15 protein-coding genes are annotated in these 17,779 nt (G+C 71.5%); 11 read left to right on the forward strand and 4 right to left on the reverse strand.

Annotated features, from left to right (window positions below; genetic code table 11):
* Positions 1 to 38: 38 nt before the first annotated feature.
* Together AB0D34_RS01880 and AB0D34_RS01885 are read left to right on the forward strand one after the other, a co-directional pair.
* Positions 39 to 839: a 3-hydroxybutyrate dehydrogenase gene (locus AB0D34_RS01880; protein WP_362654948.1), complete on the forward strand. Its 801-nt coding sequence runs from the start codon at positions 39 to 41 to the stop codon at positions 837 to 839.
* A gap of 81 nt (positions 840 to 920) precedes the next feature.
* Complete coding sequence (locus tag AB0D34_RS01885; protein ID WP_362654951.1) at positions 921 to 2,840, forward strand: GAF domain-containing protein; 1,920 nt, start codon at positions 921 to 923, stop codon at positions 2,838 to 2,840.
* A gap of 49 nt (positions 2,841 to 2,889) precedes the next feature.
* Here the strand turns inward: AB0D34_RS01885 and AB0D34_RS01890 are convergent, their stop codons facing one another.
* The gene (locus tag AB0D34_RS01890; protein ID WP_362654954.1) at positions 2,890 to 4,281 is read right to left on the reverse strand and encodes an MFS transporter; all 1,392 of its coding nucleotides are present in this window, start codon (positions 4,279 to 4,281) and stop codon (positions 2,890 to 2,892) included.
* Between the two features lie 327 nt (positions 4,282 to 4,608).
* Here AB0D34_RS01890 and efeU point away from each other — a divergent pair, with 327 nt between their 5' ends.
* The 3 genes from efeU to AB0D34_RS01905 all read left to right on the forward strand — a co-directional run bounded on the left by efeU (position 4,609) and on the right by AB0D34_RS01905 (position 9,007).
* On the forward strand, positions 4,609 to 6,636 hold the full coding sequence (gene efeU, locus AB0D34_RS01895; RefSeq protein WP_362654957.1) for an iron uptake transporter permease EfeU: 2,028 nt from the start codon (positions 4,609 to 4,611) through the stop codon (positions 6,634 to 6,636).
* Between the two features lie 38 nt (positions 6,637 to 6,674).
* On the forward strand, positions 6,675 to 7,946 hold the full coding sequence (efeB, locus tag AB0D34_RS01900; RefSeq protein ID WP_362655387.1) for an iron uptake transporter deferrochelatase/peroxidase subunit: 1,272 nt from the start codon (positions 6,675 to 6,677) through the stop codon (positions 7,944 to 7,946).
* 140 nt (positions 7,947 to 8,086) lie between these two features.
* Entirely contained in the window at positions 8,087 to 9,007 is a 921-nt protein-coding gene (locus tag AB0D34_RS01905; RefSeq protein WP_362654959.1) for a squalene/phytoene synthase family protein, read from the forward strand.
* 142 nt (positions 9,008 to 9,149) lie between these two features.
* Here AB0D34_RS01905 and AB0D34_RS01910 read toward each other — a convergent pair whose 3' ends face one another.
* Positions 9,150 to 9,413 carry a GlsB/YeaQ/YmgE family stress response membrane protein gene (locus tag AB0D34_RS01910; RefSeq protein ID WP_362654962.1) on the reverse strand — a complete coding sequence of 88 codons (264 nt, stop codon included), beginning with the start codon at positions 9,411 to 9,413 and terminating at the stop codon, positions 9,150 to 9,152.
* Positions 9,414 to 9,576: 163 nt separating this feature from the next.
* A complete protein-coding gene (locus AB0D34_RS01915) occupies positions 9,577 to 9,843 on the reverse strand; it encodes a GlsB/YeaQ/YmgE family stress response membrane protein (RefSeq protein ID WP_362655390.1) in 267 nt (88 codons plus the stop codon).
* A gap of 275 nt (positions 9,844 to 10,118) precedes the next feature.
* On the opposite strand from AB0D34_RS01915, the gene AB0D34_RS01920 reads away from it, so the two are divergent.
* The 5 genes from AB0D34_RS01920 to AB0D34_RS01940 all read left to right on the forward strand — a co-directional run bounded on the left by AB0D34_RS01920 (position 10,119) and on the right by AB0D34_RS01940 (position 15,286).
* Positions 10,119 to 10,472, forward strand: a complete 354-nt coding sequence (locus AB0D34_RS01920) for a metalloregulator ArsR/SmtB family transcription factor (RefSeq protein ID WP_362654964.1) — start codon at positions 10,119 to 10,121, stop codon at positions 10,470 to 10,472.
* A gap of 42 nt (positions 10,473 to 10,514) precedes the next feature.
* On the forward strand, positions 10,515 to 11,186 hold the full coding sequence (locus tag AB0D34_RS01925; protein WP_362654967.1) for a transglycosylase SLT domain-containing protein: 672 nt from the start codon (positions 10,515 to 10,517) through the stop codon (positions 11,184 to 11,186).
* 255 nt (positions 11,187 to 11,441) lie between these two features.
* Positions 11,442 to 13,148, forward strand: coding sequence for an LCP family protein (locus AB0D34_RS01930; RefSeq protein WP_362654970.1), 1,707 nt, complete (start codon positions 11,442 to 11,444; stop codon positions 13,146 to 13,148).
* Between the two features lie 72 nt (positions 13,149 to 13,220).
* A complete protein-coding gene (gene tatA, locus AB0D34_RS01935; protein ID WP_362654973.1) occupies positions 13,221 to 13,424 on the forward strand; it encodes a Sec-independent protein translocase subunit TatA in 204 nt (67 codons plus the stop codon).
* A 143-nt stretch (positions 13,425 to 13,567) separates the two neighbouring features.
* On the forward strand, positions 13,568 to 15,286 hold the full coding sequence (locus AB0D34_RS01940) for a serine/threonine-protein kinase (RefSeq protein ID WP_362654976.1): 1,719 nt from the start codon (positions 13,568 to 13,570) through the stop codon (positions 15,284 to 15,286).
* 443 nt (positions 15,287 to 15,729) lie between these two features.
* Here AB0D34_RS01940 and AB0D34_RS01945 read toward each other — a convergent pair whose 3' ends face one another.
* A complete protein-coding gene (locus tag AB0D34_RS01945; protein WP_362655393.1) occupies positions 15,730 to 16,749 on the reverse strand; it encodes a LacI family DNA-binding transcriptional regulator in 1,020 nt (339 codons plus the stop codon).
* Positions 16,750 to 17,017: 268 nt separating this feature from the next.
* On the opposite strand from AB0D34_RS01945, the gene AB0D34_RS01950 reads away from it, so the two are divergent.
* Positions 17,018 to 17,761 (forward strand): alpha/beta fold hydrolase, encoded by a 744-nt coding sequence (locus AB0D34_RS01950; RefSeq protein WP_362654979.1) that lies wholly within the window; start codon positions 17,018 to 17,020, stop codon positions 17,759 to 17,761.
* Positions 17,762 to 17,779: the final 18 nt, after the last annotated feature.

Below are 17,779 nucleotides of genomic sequence, written 5' to 3' on the forward strand. Positions count from 1 at the left end.
ATATGTGGTCAGGGCTGAGCGCTGCCTAGGGTCGGAGCATGACCGGCAGCAGCGCCCTCCCGGGCCCCCACGCTCCCCTGCTCGACCTCGGCGGCCGCACCGCCCTCGTCACCGGCGCCGCAGGCGGCATCGGCCGCGCCTGTGCGCTGCGGCTGGCGGCCGCCGGGGCCAAGGTGAGAGCGGTCGACCGGGACGCCGCCGGTCTCGAAGCGCTCGCCGAGTCGGCGGCGGGCCTCGCGGGCACCGTCGAGCCGCACGTCCTCGACCTCACCGACCTGGACGCCGCCGAGCACGCCGCCGCGGGCACCGACGTCCTGGTCAACAACGCCGGCCTCCAACTGGTGCGCCCCATCGAGGAGTTCCCGCCCGAGGTGTTCCACACGGTGCTCACCGTGATGCTGGAGGCGCCGTTCCGGCTGATCCGTGGCGCCCTGCCGCACATGTACGGACAGGGGTGGGGACGGATCGTCAACGTGTCCTCGGTCCACGGACTGCGCGCCTCGGCCTACAAGGTGGCCTATGTGGCCGCCAAACACGGCCTGGAGGGGCTGTCCAAGACGGCCGCCCTCGAAGGCGCCCCCCACGGGGTGACCTCGAACTGTGTGAACCCCGCCTATGTGCGCACCCCACTGGTCGAGCGCCAGATCACCGACCAGGCCCGGGCCCACGGCATCCCCGAGGAGCGCGTCATCTCCGAGGTGCTGCTGCAGGACAGCGCGCTCAAGCGGCTCATCGAGCCCGAGGAGGTCGCCGAGGCCGTGGCCTACCTGTGCAGCCCGCAGGCGTCGTTCGTGACCGGCACGTCCCTCGTCCTCGACGGCGGCTGGACCGCACACTGAAGGGCACCAGGCCGGAGTGCCACGGACCGAGGTTGTCCACAGGGCTGACGGGGTCACCGTGCGATGAGTAATCCTGTGGGCATGTCCAGCGATCACGTGCAGCCCGCCGAGCTCTCCGTCGGCAGCGCCGAGGCCCCCTTCCTCGCGCTGCTGGCCAGGGGCGCGTCCATCGACGCCTACGAGCAGCCGGTGCTCCTCGCCCGGGCCGAGGGAAGGCCGGCCGAGCGGATCGCCGCGCTGGAGGAGGCCAGGGCGATCGCCCTGAGCGTGCGCTCCGAACTGGAGGGGCGCCGCCGCCGGGAGGCCGAGCTGTCCGCCCTCTTCGAGACCGCCCACGACCTGGCCGGGCTCAGAGACCTGGACGCGGTGCTCCGGGCCATCGTGCAGCGCGCTCGGTCCCTGCTCGGCACCGACGTCGCGTACCTCAGCCTCCACGACCCGGCGCGCGGCGACACCTACATGCGGGTCACCGAGGGCTCGGTCGCCGCCCGCTTCCAGCAGTTGCGGCTCGGGATGGGCGAGGGCCTGGGGGGACTGGTCGCCCAGACCGCGCGCCCCTATGTCACCGACGACTACTTCAAGGACGAGCGTTTCCAGCACACCCGCACCATCGACGCGGGGGTCCATGACGAAGGCCTGGTCGCGATCCTCGGCGTGCCGCTCACGCTGGGGCATCACGTCATCGGGGTCCTGTTCGCGGCGGACCGGCGCGCCCGGGTCTTCGAGCGGGAGCAGATCGCCCTGCTCGGCTCCTTCGCCGCGTTGGCCGCGGCCGCCATCGACACCGCCAACCTGCTCACCGAGACCCGTTCGGCCCTCACCGAACTGGAGCGGGCCAACCAGATCATCCAGGACCACAGCGCCGTCATCGAGCGTGCCTCCGACGTCCACGACCGGCTCGCCGAACTGGTCCTGCGCGGCGGTGGGGTGCACGACGTGGCGGCGGCCGTCGCCGAGATCCTGGACGGCACGGTCGAGTTCACCGAGACGGCAGCGGCCGAGGCACTGGAGAGCTCCCGGGCCGAAGGCCACGCCGTACGGCACAAGGACGACTGGATCGCCGCCGTGGCCGCCGGCGGCGAACTCCTCGGCGCGCTCGTGCTGCGGGGCCGTCCCGGACTCGACCCCGTCGACCAGCGCACGCTGGAGCGCGCCGCGATGGTCACCTCGCTGCTCCTGCTGGCCAGACGCTCCGCCGCCGAGGCCGAACAACGGGTGCGCGGTGAGCTGTTGGACGACCTGCTCGACGCGCGGGACCGCGATCCGCGCCTGCTGCGCGACCGGGCCTCCCGCCTGGACGCCGACCTCGACGCCACCCACGTCGTGCTGGCCGCTCGTCTGGACGGGCCCGCGGCCGACGCGGACCAGGAAGCGGCCGCCCGCCGACGCCTGTGGTCCGCGGCCTCCCACCTCGCCGCCACCCGGCACGGTCTGGCCGCCGCCCGCGACGGCGGCACGGTCCTGTTGCTGCCGCTCACCGCCGGGGACACCGCCACCGAACTGGCCCGCCGCACCGCCGGACACCTCGGGACGGCCGTCCACGAGGCGGTCACCGTCGGCGCCTCGGCCCCGGTCCGTGACCTCGCCGTCCAGCCGGACGCGGTGTCCGCCGCCTACGAGGAGGGCCGCCGCTGTCTCGACGCGCTGCGCCTGCTCGGCCGCTCGGGGGACGGTGCGGCGGCGGAGGACTTCGGCTTCCTCGGGCTGCTCCTGGCCGGTGACCGGGACATCGCGGGGTTCGTCGACCGGACCATCGGCAAGGTCGTCTCCTACGACGACCGGCGTGGCACCGACCTCCTGCGCACCCTCGACGCCTACTTCGCGTGCGGCATGAGCCCGGCCCGCACCAAGGACGACCTGCACGTCCATGTGAACACCGTCGCCCAGCGTCTGGAGCGGGTGGGCCGGCTGCTCGGCGAGGACTGGCAGAGCCCCGCCCGCGCCCTGGAGATCCAACTCGCGCTGCGGCTGCACCGGTTGTCGGCGCCGGAGCGGCACTGACCCCCGTACGCGGGTGCGCACGGGGGTCGGCCGGCTGGGCTCAGGGAGTTCAGGTCGTACGGGCATCCGCGGCGGAGGCCTTGGGCGCCTCCGGCTCCGTCTCGGGGGCCGGCTCGACGTCGGCCAGATCCCGGTGCCGGGTCTCCTTGGCGACACCGACGGCGACGACCGTCAGGACGGCCGCGGCGATGACGTAGAGGGCGATCGGGGTGGAGCTGTCGTAGTCGGCGAGGAGCGCGGTGGCGATGAGCGGGGCGGGGGCGCCGGCCGCGACGGAGGCGAACTGGGCGCCGATGGAGGCACCGGAGTACCGCATCCGGGTCGCGAACATCTCGGAGAAGAAGGCCGCCTGGGGCGCGTACATGGCGCCGTGCAGGACGAGCCCCACGGTCACCGCGAGGACCAGGTTGCCGAAGCCGCCGGTGTCGATGAGCGAGAAGAACGGGAACATCCACAGACCCACGCCGACCGCGCCGAGCAGGTACACGGGGCGGCGACCCACACGGTCCGACAGCGCGCCCCAGGCCGGGATCACCGCGAAGTGCACGGCCGAGGCGATCAGCACCGAGTTGAGGGCGGTCTGCTTGGAGACACCGGCCGACGTGGTGGCGTAGACGAGGATGAACGCGGTGATGACGTAGTAGCTGATGTTCTCCGCCATGCGCGCGCCCATCGCGACCAGCACGTCCCGCCAGTGGTGCCGCAGCACGGAGACGATCGGCAGCTTCTCGGCCTGTCCGTCCCGAGCCGACTTACGGGCCTCCGCCTGGGCCAACGCCTGCTTGAACACGGGTGATTCGTCGACGGACAGCCGGATCCACAGACCGACGATCACCAGGACACCGGAGAGCAGGAAGGGAATCCGCCAGCCCCAGCTGCCGAACGCGGCGTCCGACAGCACGGCGGTCAGCAGCGACAGCACACCCGTGGCGAGCAGCTGCCCGGCCGGTGCGCCGGTCTGCGGCCACGAGGCCCAGAACCCGCGCCGCCGGGCGTCCCCGTGCTCGGACACCAGCAGGACGGCCCCGCCCCACTCGCCGCCCAGCGCGAAGCCCTGGACGAGGCGGAGCACGGTCAGCAGCACGGGAGCGGCGGTGCCGACGGTCGCGTGGGTGGGCAGCAGCCCGATCGCGAACGTCGCCCCGCCCATCAGCAGCAGGCTCAGCACCAGCAGCTTCTTGCGTCCCAGCCGGTCGCCGTAGTGCCCGAAGACCAGGGCACCGAGCGGACGGGCGGCGAATCCGACGGCGTACGTCAGGAAGGACAGCAGGGTGCCTACGAGCGGGTCGGAGTCGGGGAAGAACAGCTTGTTGAAGACCAGGGCGGCCGCGGAGCCGTACAGGAAGAAGTCGTACCACTCGATCGTGGTGCCGATGAGGCTGGCGGCGACGATGCGCTTGAGGTTGCTCGGCGTCGGGGGAGCGGATGCTGCGGAGGCCATGTGCGCCACTTCCTCGTGTGCGATGGGGACGGGTACGTGTTCGCACACGGTAGGAACGCGCAGGTCAAGGGCACATGTGGTGGGGCACCATAGTTCGAGGGTCAGGTATCCGCGCGGCCACCATGACTAGTGGAGTTGTGTCCATGGGGCGAACCCCGTCGGGCCGTAGCGATCTTTACCGCACTATTGCGTCGCCATGACCGGATAACTGCTGATCCATGACCGGATACCTGCAGACGTGCGCTCATGATGGTCGGCGTAAGTAAGGCGTGCCTTCGCTAACCTGCGGCAGCGGCCTGACGACGACGGGCCGGAGGGCCGCAGCTCATGTGGGATGACGCGTTTCCGAGCTTCCTGATCGGGCTCAGGGAGGGTCTTGAGGCCGGGCTCATCGTCTCCGTTCTCGTTGCCACGCTGGTGCGGGCCGGCGCCAGGTCCAGGCTTCCGCAGGTGTGGACGGGTGTGCTGGCCGCGATCTCGCTCGCGCTGAGTTTCGGCGCGGTGCTGACCTTCACCGCAGCGTCCCTGTCCGCGACCGCTCAGGAGGCGTTCGGCGGTGCGCTGAGCGTGGTGGCCGTGGGGTTCGTCACCGCGATGGTCTTCTGGATGCGACGCTCGGCGCGCACCTTCTCCGGTGAGATCCGGGAGAAGGTCACCGGCGCGCTGGGCATGGGCGCGGGCATGCTGATCGTCACGTCGTTCCTGGCGGTGGGCCGCGAGGGCCTGGAGACCGCGCTGTTCCTGTGGACCACGGCCCGGGCGGCCGGCGAGTCCGCGGGCCCGCTGGCGGGTGCCGGTGTCGGACTGGTCCTCGCCGCCGGGCTGTGCTGGGGCCTGTACCGCCGCGTCCTGCACATCAACCTGACGAAGTTCTTCACCGCCACCGGCGCCGTCCTCATCCTGATCGCGGCCGGAGTGCTCGGGTACGGGCTGCGTGACCTGCAGGAGGGAGGGGTGCTTCCCGGCGGGACCTCGTACGCCGTCGATCTCGGCGGCAGCATCGACGCCGGGTCCTGGTACGCCACCCTGGCGCAGGGCGTGTTGAACCTGACGCCGACGATGACCTGGCTGCAGGTGGTCGCCTACGTCGGCTATCTCGCCGTGGTGATGACACTGTTCCTGCGCGGTGCCCGGCCGCGCGTGGCCGACCCCGCGCCGCAGCCGCAGACGAAGCCCGGTGCGCCCGTGCCCGGCCGCCGCCGGCCCACGTGGGTGGTACCCGTCGCGGTGGTCGCCGGGCCCGCTGTCCTGGCGGGACTGGCCGTCGCCCTCGGTGACTCCCCGGCCGCCGCTGCCCAGACCGTGGCCGTCTCGGAGACCGACTGCGGCAACGGCTTCACCGCGCCGAAGCCGGGGCGGCAGACCTTCCAGATGCACAACACCGGTGACAAGACCGCCGAGGTGTACCTCGTCGACCCGGCCACCGACGCGGTCTACGGCGAGGTCGAGGGCCTCGCCCCCGGCACCACACGGGCCCTGGTGGCGACCGTCGCCGGCGGTATGTACGCCTGGCGCTGTGTGCCCAGCAGCGGCAAAGCGGTCACCTCCCGCGCGGTCCGGGTCAGCGGCAGCGGGGGGACCACGGCCGTCGTGCCGGTCTCCGCCCACGACCTCGCCGCGCCGCTCGCGTCGTACCGGGCATACGTCGACCGCGGCCTGGCCACGCTCGTCACCCAGACCCACCGGCTCAGCGCCGACATCACGGCCCGCCACCTGGGCGCCGCCCGCACGGACTGGCTGACCGCGCACCGCACCTACGCCTCCCTGGGCGCCGCTTACGGCACCTTCCAGGACTACGACCAGAAGATCAACGGCAGGCCCGACGGGCTCCCCGACGGCGTGCACGACAAGGACTTCACCGGCTTCCACCGGATCGAGTACGGGCTGTGGCACGGCCAGTCCGCGAAGGACCTGTCCGGCCCCGCCCGGCAACTCGCCGCCGACGCGGCCGGGTTGCGCAAGGCGTTCCCCACGCAGGACTTCGATCCGGGCGACCTGCCGCTGCGCACCCACGAGATCCTGGAGAACACCCTCCAGTTCGAGCTGACCGGCGACACCGACCAGGGCAGCGGCACGGGCCTCGCCACCGCCGACGCCAACCTCACCGGCACCCGCGAACTCCTCACCGTCCTGCGGCCGTTGCTGACCAGTCGCGCCCCGCACCTGCTGCCTACCGTCGACGCGGACATCGCCCGGCTGCAGAAGCTGCTCGACGCGGCCCACCACGGCGACCGGTGGACCCCGGTCGACCGTCTGGACGCGACCGCACGGGCCCGGCTGAACGGGGCCACCGGACAGCTCCTGGAGGACCTCGCGCCGGTGCCGGACCTGCTGGAGATCAGGAAGTCCGCGTGAAGACCGAAGACCACGAACGCCCCGAAGGGAACCACCCCATGCCGTCCACCGAAGCATCAGGCTGCCCCGCGGGTGCCGGACGCCGTTCCTTCATGCGGACGGCCCTCGGCGCCGGTGCCGCCGGAACGGCCATGGCCGGCGGCGCCTTCGCACTGAGCGAGAGCACCGGCACGGCCCAGGCGCAGGCCTCGGACGCCACCGGCCCCGCGAAGGTCCCCTTCCACGGCACCCACCAGGCGGGCATTGTCACCACGGCACCGGCCGCGGCCACCTTCGTCTCCTTCTCCGTCATCGCGGACGACCGAGCCCAACTCGCCGAGCTGCTGCGGACCATCACCGATCGGGCCCGCTTCCTCACCTCCGGCGGCACCCCCACCGACCTCGGAGTCGGCGCCCCGCCCTCGGACAACGGCATCCTCGGCCCGGACGTCCCCGCCGACGCGCTCACCGTCACCGTGGGCGTCGGCGCCTCGCTGTTCGACGACCGCTACGGGCTCACGAAGGCGAAACCGCGCCGGCTCACCCCCATGCGCACCTTCCCCAACGACAACCTGAAGCCGGCCGAGTGCCACGGCGACCTGTCCCTGCAACTCTGCGCCGCCCGCCAGGACACCGTGCTGCACGCACTGCGCGACATCGCCAAGCACACCCGCGGTGCGATGCAGATCAAGTGGCGCGTCGACGGCTTCCAGAACGGCCCGCGCCCCAGCGGCGCCCAGCGCAACCTCCTCGGCTTCAAGGACGGCATCGTCAACCCCGACGTGGCGTCGGCCCGGGAGATGAACCGGCTGGTGTGGGTGGGCGACGGACAGGACGAGCCGGCCTGGGCGCACGGCGGCAGCTACCAGGTCATCCGTGTCATCCGCATGCTCGTCGAGTTCTGGGACCGTGTCTCGCTGTCCGAACAGGAGCTGATGTTCGGCCGCCGCAAGGACACCGGCGCCCCGCTCGACGGTTCCAAGGAGACCGACATCCCGCACTACGCCAAGGACCCGCACGGCACGGCGATCCCGCTCGACGCCCACATCCGCCTCGCCAACCCGCGCACCCCGACCACTGACAACTCCCGCATCCTGCGCCGGGGTTACAACTACGACCGGGGGATCGACGACGTCGGCAACCTCGACATGGGCCTGGTCTTCTGCTGCTACCAGCAGGACGTACGGCGCCAGTTCGAGGCCACCCAGACCCGCCTGATCGACGAACCCCTCGTGGACTACATCTCCCCGACCGGCGGCGGCTACTTCTTCGCCCTGCCCGGCGTCCGCGACTCCTCCGACTGGCTGGGACGCGGCCTGCTCGCGACGTAGCGCACCGGCCGGTCGAGGAGGGGAGGGGAGAGCCCTCCAGCCAAAGGCTAAGGTCACTGGGACCGCCCCTTTCGATGCCGTACTCGACCGGGCCCGTGGCGGTCGAGCAGGCCGGGCCGGACACGAAAGGGTGTGACGACGTGCCGAGTTGGGATCGCAGGCTGGCGGCCGCCGGTGTGCAGGACCGCTCCTTACGGGCCGACTACTCGACCGCCGCCCGGGTCTTCGCCCGCAGGATCCTCGCCCACTACGCGGCCGTACGCCTGCTGGTGGCCCCGGAGTTGCACCCGCATGTGGTCGCCGCCTACGCCTTCCTCGCCCGCACCGACGACCTCGCCGACCAGGGACCGCTGGAGGAACGGCTGCCGCGCTGGCGCGACTGGGCCGAGCGGGTCACCTCGGGGCTGGAGTCAGGAGAGGCGGAGGACCCGGTCCTGCGGGCCTTCCTGCACACCGTGGCGGCACGGAGGCTGCCCCACCACTGGGTGCACACCTACCTCAAGGCCACCACCGAGGAACTGCACTTCACCGGCCACGCCACCGAGGCCGACTTCCAGCACTACGTCGACAACCTCGCCCTGCCGGCCCTGATGCTGATCGAGGACCTGCAGTACGAGGGCGGCGGCGACGAGGTCTTCCGGTCCCGTTGCCGGTCGTTCGCCGAAGGTCTGCAGCGCCTGGACTTCCTGACCGATCTGACCGACGACCTGAACGAAGGACGCCTCTACCTTCCGCGGGAGGACCTGGACCGGTTCGGCGTCGGCCGCTCCGACCTCGAACAAGGCCAGGACACCCCGGGCGTACGGGAGTTGGTCGCGCTGACCTGCCGTAGGACCAGGAAGTCCCTGACCGAGTCGCGAGCCCTCGTGGACGTCACCGCGCCGGGCTTCCGGCCGCTTCAGCGTGCCCTGTTGGACCTGGCCGAGCACCAGTTGTCCCGCGTCGAGAGCACGGGAACCTCCGTCACGCGGCGCGCGGTGGGGTACGGCATCCGGGTGCCGCTCGCCGTGCTGCTCCGGGAGCGGCGCCGGCTCAGGGGCGGGGCCGCGTACGACGGGTGAGCCGGGCGGGCGAGATGGCCGCCGGACGCCGTAAAGCTCCGTACGGCCGGGGCGCTGGTCTTCGCCCACCGGACCCCACCGATGGGCGAAGACCGAGCCCGCGACTCCGAGTCCACCCGAGGCCCGTCGGCCGCGGTGCTCGTCAGTGACGCACCTTCACCTTGCTGAGTGCGGCCACTCCGAGCGCGGCGACGGCGATCTGGATCAGCCACTCCACCCAGTCGACGCCGTCGGTGTCGGCGACATCGAGACCAGCCGCGATGCCCGTGCCGATGAAGGCGGCGACGATGCCGATCAGGATCGTCCACAGCATGCCGATGCGCTGGCGCCCGGGGACCACGAGCCGGCCGAGGACACCGATCACGATGCCGATGACAATCGCGCTGATGACGCCTGAGATCTCCATGCGGTGTCACCCCATCCGTAGTTGGTGACGCACGGGTGCCCCCTCAAACGGCGCACACTCCACAGCTTTGGCCATCGCTTTGCGGCCAACCAGGCGAGGGAGCCCCCGGGCCGGCAGACAGGCTTCTGGGCCGACCCGGGGACGGAAAGCGGGCCGACCTCGGTCAGTTGCGCGAGTTGGCGAACAGCAGGCGATAGCCGATCAGCAGGACCAGCGACCCGCCGATCGCCGCGCCCCAGGTGTAGAGGTCGAAGAAGTGACTCTCCACCGGCCGGTCGAGGAAGTGCGCGGAGAGCCAGCCGCCGACGAACGCTCCCGCGACCCCGATCAGAGTGGTGCCGATCAGGCCGCCCGGGTCCCGGCCCGGCAGCAGGATCTTGGCGATGGCTCCGGCGAGCAGGCCGAGGATGATCCAGCCGATGATGCCCACGTCGTTGTCCTCCAGTCGGGCCGGAGCCGGGCGGAGTGCGCCGGACACCGATGCCTTGGGTTGCCTGATTGCGCAAGCCTAGGGATTGATCAGGGGAGGAAAGAGGTCCGACGATGACTGATGACAAGTCGTCGATGTTCTTTCACACGCTTATTACATTGCGCAAGCGATGAACTGGCGTGAACTGCCGGCGCGCTCGTCGGCGTATCCCCACCGCCCCTACACTGAGACAGCACGCGTGCGTTGACGGTGACCGGGCGGAACGGGAGGGGACCGTGGTGACACTCGCCGGTGGCTTGGAGGATCCGTCCGCCGAGGTGCTCACCGAGGCGGCCGCCGCGTTCGGACTGCTCGCCTCCTCCGCCCGGCTGCACATCATGTGGGCGTTGTCCCAGGGCGAGAGCGACGTCACCCATCTCGCCGACCGCGTGGGCGGCGCGCTGCCCGCGGTCAGCCAGCACCTGGCGAAACTGAAGCTCGCCGGGCTGGTCCGGGCCCGCCGCGAGGGCCGACGCCAGATCTACTACGTCGACGACCCCGACATCGTGACGGTGGTCCGCGTCATGGTCGGTCAGCTGACGGCCCGGACCGTCCCGGCCGTGCACAGCACCGCCTCACGCCGCTCTTAGCGCACCTTCGGTAGAGGGAGCCAGGCCGGAGAGGGGGTGGGCATGTTCGATTCCCGGGCGCGTCGGCGCCGGCTCCCCGTGCTGGTACTCGCCCTGGCGTTGTACGTGATCGTGCGCGCGGCGAACACCTCGCGGGGCGACTCGACGCCTCCGAGAGAGGGTTCCCCAGCCACGCGTCCCGCCTCCGCAACGCCTTCCACAGCGCCTTCCGCGACGACCCCTTCGTCGTACGACCCCGCCGACTACGCCTCCCAGGTCCGCAGCCGCGCCCGACAGACCGGTGTCAGCGCCCGGTTGCTGATGGCGATCCTCTACAACGAGTCCTGCAAGCCGCACGTCCCGTCCCTGGAACGGGCCTGGCAGAAGTACAAGCCGGACGCGGCCTTCGGCATCGCCAACATGCACCGCACCACCTTCGACGAGGTGAAGAAGGGCCGGGATTTCGCTGACCGGAGCTGGGAGGAACTGCCCGACGACCGGGACCTCGCCATCGAGGCCGAAGCCTGGTACCTGCACGACCTGGCGGCCGAACTGCCTGCCGACCGGACCGCCCCCTGCACCAAGGATGAACTGCTGGCCCTCGGCTACAACATGGGCGGGGGCAACATGCTCGCCTTCGCCCGGGGGGCCGCGCCGGTCAGCCAGGCCCGGTCCTGTCTCGACCGCCTGCGCCCGAACTGGGCCGAGGCGGGGCGGGCAGTGGGCGGAGGGTAAGGCGGCGGCTGAGCGGAGCCGGAGGCGGGAGCGGAGGCTGATTCGCCCCGATCAGGTTGCCGCAGGTTTCCATGAGATGCCTCACCTGTGAAAAGCGGCGGGCATTGTGCTGGCCGGTCCAGGGGTTTGTTAGATTGCGCAACTACGCAACCTAGGCGAAGTTCCCGCTTGGCCTGCCTGTACACCGCCGCGCACGCCCGGCCGTCCACCCCTCGGCCCGGCCTGACGGGCCCGACCCTTTCGTGGGAGTGGTAGATGAGCGACCGGTGGGACGGCCCGGGCGGTCAGGCCACACGAAGCCGCACCGGCCAGGTGCCGGGCCAACGGACGGACGGGGCCGGGGGAGCACCACGGCCGGGTGGCCGGGCAGCGGCCCGTGCCGCGGCCCGCTCGCGCGGGGGGAAGCGGTCGCGGCGCAGGGCGCGCCCCGTGCGGCGCGGCAGGCGGGTGCTGAAGATCGCCGGGATATGTCTGGCGCTCCTGCTGCTGGGCACGGCCGGCGCAGGCTGGTGGTTCTACCAGCACCTCAACGGCAACATCAACAGCGTGGCCCTGGACGGCAAGGGCGGTTCGGAGAAGGCCGACGCCTTCGGCCGTACCCCGATCAACATCCTGGTCATGGGGTCGGACGGCCGGACCAGCGCGGCGGACTGCAAACTGGGCGGCGGCTGCTCCCAGACCGGGGTGCAGACCGGCAACGGCAACGCGGACGTGCAGATGGTGGTGCACATATCCGCGGACCGCTCCAACGCCACCGTCATGAGCATCCCGCGCGACACCATGGTGGACGTCCCGGCCTGCAAGGACAGTAAGAGCGGCCAGTCCACGCCCGGCTACTACGGCCAGATCAACAGCGCCCTGCAGTACGGCCCCGCCTGCCAGGTGGCCACCATCCACCAGCTCACGGGCATCCCCATCGACCACTTCGTGAAGCTCGACTTCTCCGGCGTGGTGAAGATGTCCGACGCGGTGGGCGGTGTCTCCGTGTGCGTCAGCAGCAACGTGTACGACACCTACTCGCACCTGAAGCTCTCCAAGGGCACCCACACCCTCAAGGGCGAGGCGGCCCTGGAGTTCGTCCGTTCCCGGCACGGCTTCGGGGACGGCAGCGACCTCGGCCGTACGGTCTCCCAGCACATCTTCCTCAGCGCGATGATCCGGAAGTTCAAGAGCGCGGGCACGCTCACCGACCCGACCGCGGTCTACGACCTCGCCGACGCCGCCACCAAGGCGCTGACCGTGGACGACGGTCTCGGCAGCGTCAAGAAGCTGATCGCGCTCGCGGCCGACGTGAACAAGGTCCCCACCCAGCGGATGACCTTCACCACCATGCAGACCGCCCCGGACCCGGCCAACGCCAACCGGGTCGTGGTGGGCTCCGGCGCCAAGGCACTCTTCTCCAGCATCGCGAACGACCAGTCCCTGACCACCGGCTCCGGCAAGAAGGCCGCGGCGGCCTCCGCGACGGCCACGGCCTCCGCGGTGCCCGCGTCCGAGATCGCCGTGACCGTCGAGAACGGCACCGAGATCACCGGGCGCGCCTCCGACATCGCGACCGCGCTCACCGGCCAGGGCTTCAGCTCCGCCACGACCACGGCCAACGCGCCGAGCCCCGCGACGACCACCACCCTCACCTACGGCACCGGTCAGAAGGGCGAGGCCCAGACGGCCGCCAAGGCGCTCGGGCTGCCCGCCTCGCATCTGGAGCAGGGCACCGGCACGGGGCTGACGCTGGTGATCGGCAGCGACTGGGCGAGCGGGACCACGTATCCGGGCGGCTCGTCCTCGCCGGCGCCCGCCGACACCAAGGCCGCGGTCTCCAACGCCCACGCCCAGACCGCCGACGAGGCCAAGACCTGCGCGAAGGTCAGCCCCTACAAGACGGTCGCGCTCAACGGGGTCGCGATGACTCCGGCTCAGGCGTATGCGGCGGCGACGAACAAGAAGGACTCCGACGACTGAGGTGGCGTCAGGGCAGTTGGTTGTACAGTTGCGCAAGCTGGCAACAATGAGCGTAGAGAAAGGACGTGCGGGATGCTTCGCAACGGACTGGAGCCCTGGCACCTGTTGGTCGTGGTGATCCTGTTCCTCCTGCTGTTCGGTTCGAAGAAGCTGCCCGACGCCGCCCGCGGGCTGGGCAAGTCGATGCGCATCCTCAAGAGCGAGGCCAAGGCCATGAAGGAGGACGGCACCGCGCAGTCCTCCACCAACTCGGCCGAGGGCACGACCACGTCCTAGTCCCGCTCTGACCGGGGTCCAGCGCCCGACCCCCACCCTGGTCATGAGGCACGTCGGCGACGACCGCGTACTGCCCGAGCTGTGACGACGTCCCGTGCCGGGCGGGGCGAACGCTGTCGGTGGGGACAACTAAGCTCCCGCCCATGAGTGAGGCAGACGAAGGCCCCGGCAGACGAGTCGTCGACGGGCGCTTCGAGTTGGAGGCCCGCCTCGGCGGTGGCGGGATGGGCATGGTCTGGCGGGCCAGGGACCTCGTGCTGCACCGGATGGTCGCGGTCAAGGAGGTCCGGCCGCCCGACCGGGACCTCGCCGAGTACGACCCCGACGGCGCGCGGATGCTGCGCGAGCGGGTGCTGCGTGAGGCACGGGCCCTCGCCCGGATCGACCATCCGAACGTCGTCACCATCCACCACATCGTCGACGGCGGCGACGGCACCTACCCGTGGATCGTCATGGAGTTGGTCAGCGGCGGCTCGCTCGCCGACCGGCTGGCCCAGGGATCGATGCCGCCCGCCGAGGCGGCCCGGATCGGCAGGGGAGTGCTGGCCGCGCTGGTGGCCGCGCACGACGCCGGCATCCAGCACCGGGACGTCAAACCCGCCAACGTCCTGCTGAGGACCGACGGCCGCCCCGTCCTCACCGACTTCGGCATCGCCGCGATCCGCGAGGCGACCAGCCTCACCGCCACCGGCTCCATCATCGGCACGCCCGACTTCATGGCGCCGGAGCGGATCTCCGGGCACGAGGGCGGATCGGCCTCCGACCTCTGGTCGCTGGCGATGATGCTGTACACCGCCGTGGAGGGTCACCACCCGCTGCGCCGGGGCACCACCCTGGCCACCCTCGCCGCGGTCCTCCACGAGGACGTACCGCCGCCCGTGCGGGCCGGCGCCCTGGGCGACGTACTGATGAGCGTGCTCGTACGGGACCCCGCGGCGCGGCCGTCGTCCGCCGAACTGGACCGCCGACTGGCCGGGATCGAGTCGGGGCAGCCAGGTTCGGCGACCGGGTGGCACCAGCCCACCTCCTATCTGCTGCCACCGCCGTCCGCCGCCGCCACGGCCCCTTCGCACCCAGGGGCCCACGCCTCGCCGACCGCTCCCGTCCCGGGTGCCCCCGCCGGATTCGGGCCGCCGCCGGTCCACATCGCGGCTGGGCAGCCGACGACCTCGCCGGTTCGCGCGGTCCGTAAGGGGCGCCCCGGACTGAGCGTCCTGCTGAGTGTCTCGGGGGCCTCGCTCGCCGGTGCGCTGGTCCTGATGTGGTGGCTGTTGCCGTTCGGGAGCGACTCGGGTGGGTCGGGGGCCACGGCGGGCGCCGGCGGTTCGTCGGCCACCTCGGCTCCGGAGGCGACCGGTTCCGCGACCGCGGCCCCGGCCGCCCAGAAGCCGAAGGACACGAAGACCACGAGTCTGCTCACCCCGGCCGGTATGCGCACCGCCATCGAGGCGATCGAGCAGGAGACCGGCCGGGACAGGTTCGGTGACTTCACCGTCTACGACGAGTACGCGTCGGCCGAGGTGATGGTCAAGGGCAGCGACACCGCGTACGACACCTACACCTACCGTGTCGGACAGGGTGTGGAGAAGGGCATCATCAAGGGCAAGCTGACGGGTGGCGTCCAGCCCTTCGGCCTGGACGGCTTCAACTGGGACAAGCTGCCCGCGCTCTTCGAAGAGGCGGGGAAGAAGCTCAACGTCGACAAAGTGGACACCCGTTACGTGATGGTGCGGCAGCCCAACGACATCTTCGACACCCCTCTCGGCATGGCCGTCTACCTGAGCAACGAGTACAGCCAGTCCGGCTTTCTGGAGGCGGACCCCAACGGCAAGGTGACCCGGGTCGTGCCCGCGGAGGACTGACCGCACACGGTCCGGCTCACCGCTTGCCGAAGTGCGCGAGGTGCTCCGGGCCCGGCCGCCGCCGACGCACCAGGGTGTGGCCTTGATGATGCTTGCGAGTCCAAGGCCGGCGGCCGTCCGAGCAGAACCGGACAGCGCGTGCCCCCCGCCGACGCGCTGCGCGCCTGCACGGTCTCTCCGGCCTGGTCGAGACGGGCGAGGCCGTCGACCTGTGCGTCCTGGGCGCCCGTTGACGGATCTCGACCCGCACGACATCACGGCGGTCAGGGTGTGGCCGATGAAGGACTGCGGCACGCCCCGAGCGGCCAGTCCGTCCGGGTGGGGCAGGCCACGGCCGATACCGGCGACGGCAGTCGACGTAGGCCCGGCCGAAGGCGAACCGACGTCTCCGTACTGTCACGAGCCGCCCGCGGTCCGACATGACGGCCCTGACCCGCCCTCGCTCAGCCCACCGGCCGCACCGAATCCCGGATCACCAGCTGTGTGCTCAGCACGACATGGTTGTCGGACGCGAATCCGACCTCGCGCTCCAGGGCGAGACGTACGGCGGTGCGGCCCAGTTCCTCGAACGGGACGCGGACCGTGGTGAGCGCCGGGGTGAGGTCGGCGGCGAACGGGACGTCGTCGAAGCCGACCACGGAGACATCGCCCGGGACGCTCAGACCGGCCTCGCGCAGGGCGGCCAGCGCCCCCAGCGCGACCATGTCGGCCCCCGCGAACACCGCCGTGAACCCGACTCCCGAGCGGAGCGCCTCCCGGGTGCGGAGGTAGCCCGACTTCCGGGTGTAGTCACCGGTGGTGTCCAACTCCTCGGCGTGCGGCGCGCCATGGGCCCGCAGGGCGTCCTGGTGACCGAGACGCCGCTCCTCCGCGCTGCTGAAGCCGGGGACGCCACCGAGGAAGAGGACGCGCCGGTGGCCGGCCGTCAGCAGATGTGCCGTGGCCTGGAAGGCGCCGCCGCGGTTGTCGTAGTCCACGACCGTGGCCGGCACGCCCTTCGGCAGGGGCGGCCGGCCGCACAGGACCAGCCGGGAGCCCGCTGAGTCCAGTGCCTTGGCGTAGCCGGCCATCCGACGGTTGTAGGCGTCGTCCGTCACGGTGCCGCCGACGAGGACGACCGCCGCCGCGTGCTGCTCCCGCATGAGCTGGACGAGGTCGTCCTCCCGCCCGATGTCGCCCTTGGTGGAGCAGACCAGACTGAGGCGGCCCCGGTTGCCGGCCTCCTCCTCCACTCCCGCGGCGACATGGGCGAGAGACGGACCGGTGATGTCGCTCAGCACGAGGGCGATCGGTCCGGCGACCCGTCCGGAGAGTGCCTTGGCGTGGACGTTCACGACGTAGTGGAGGGATTCGACCGCGGCCATGACCCGCTCCCTGGTCTCCGTGGACACCGGGTAGTTGCCGGCCAGCGCCCTGGAAACGGTTGCTACGGAGACACCGGCCTTCGCGGCGACGTCACGGATCGTACTGGGCCTGTCGGCAGGCTTCCTCTTCCGCTTCGCCTTCTTCGCCCCCGGGGCGTGGGTCGGCCCTGGTTCCTCGTCAGTCACGGCTCCGACGTTACTGCACCGGTCGGTCTTGCGACTCCGCCGATCGGGAAAGTACCACCCAGAGGGAAAGTAAGCGTTTTCTCCCCCTCCGGGACACCCGCAACTGGCACTATCCGTACCTGGACGGCGCAGGAGAGCACGCGGACTTCACGTACGCCACCTACCGGGAGGGGAACGCCTGATGGGCCGGATCCGGCTGTTCCGCACCGACCTCGGACCGGCCGACGCCCCGGTCCCGGTGGACGGCTGGGGCGGGGACGGCAGGGAGTGGTCGCCGCACGCGGAGGCGCTGGCGGGGCGGTTCCGTGTCGTCGTACCGGATCTGCGGGGGCACGGCCGGTCTCCGGTGCCGGACGAGGGCAACACCCCGGTGGAGATGGCCGACGACCTCGCGGCCCTCGTCGACGGGCCGGTGACCGCCGTAGGGCACTCCATGGGCGGGCAGGTGGTCAACCTGCTCGCCGTACGGCATCCCGCCCTTGTCCGCTCCGTGGTCGCCCTGGATCCCGCGCACGGTGCGCACGGCGCCGAGGTGGACGGGATCCCGGCCCGGCTCGCCGCGTACCGGGAACGCGGGGCCCGGGAGGCCGCCGAGTTCGTGGCCGGAGCGTTCGCCCCGGACGCCCCGGCGGGTCTGCGCACGGCCCATGTCCGCACCATGCTGGGCACGCCCGACCACGTCATCGCCCAGGCGTACGCCGGTATGTACACCGATCCGGGCGCGGTCGGCATCCGGCCGCACAGCGAGGAGTGCCTACGGCTGCGCACCCGGCCCGCGTTGACCGTGTGGACCTCGCGGAAGGCGGCCGTATGGGAGCGCGGCACCCTGCACGCGCCCGGGTCCCGCGTGGAGCACTGGTCGGACTCCGGGCACTATCTGCACGAGGAACACGTCGACCGCACGATCCGGCTCCTCGCCGACTGAGCGGACTGGGGGGACCGG

The organism is Streptomyces sp. NPDC048420, from assembly GCF_040651535.1.
Lineage (GTDB): Bacteria > Actinomycetota > Actinomycetes > Streptomycetales > Streptomycetaceae > Streptomyces.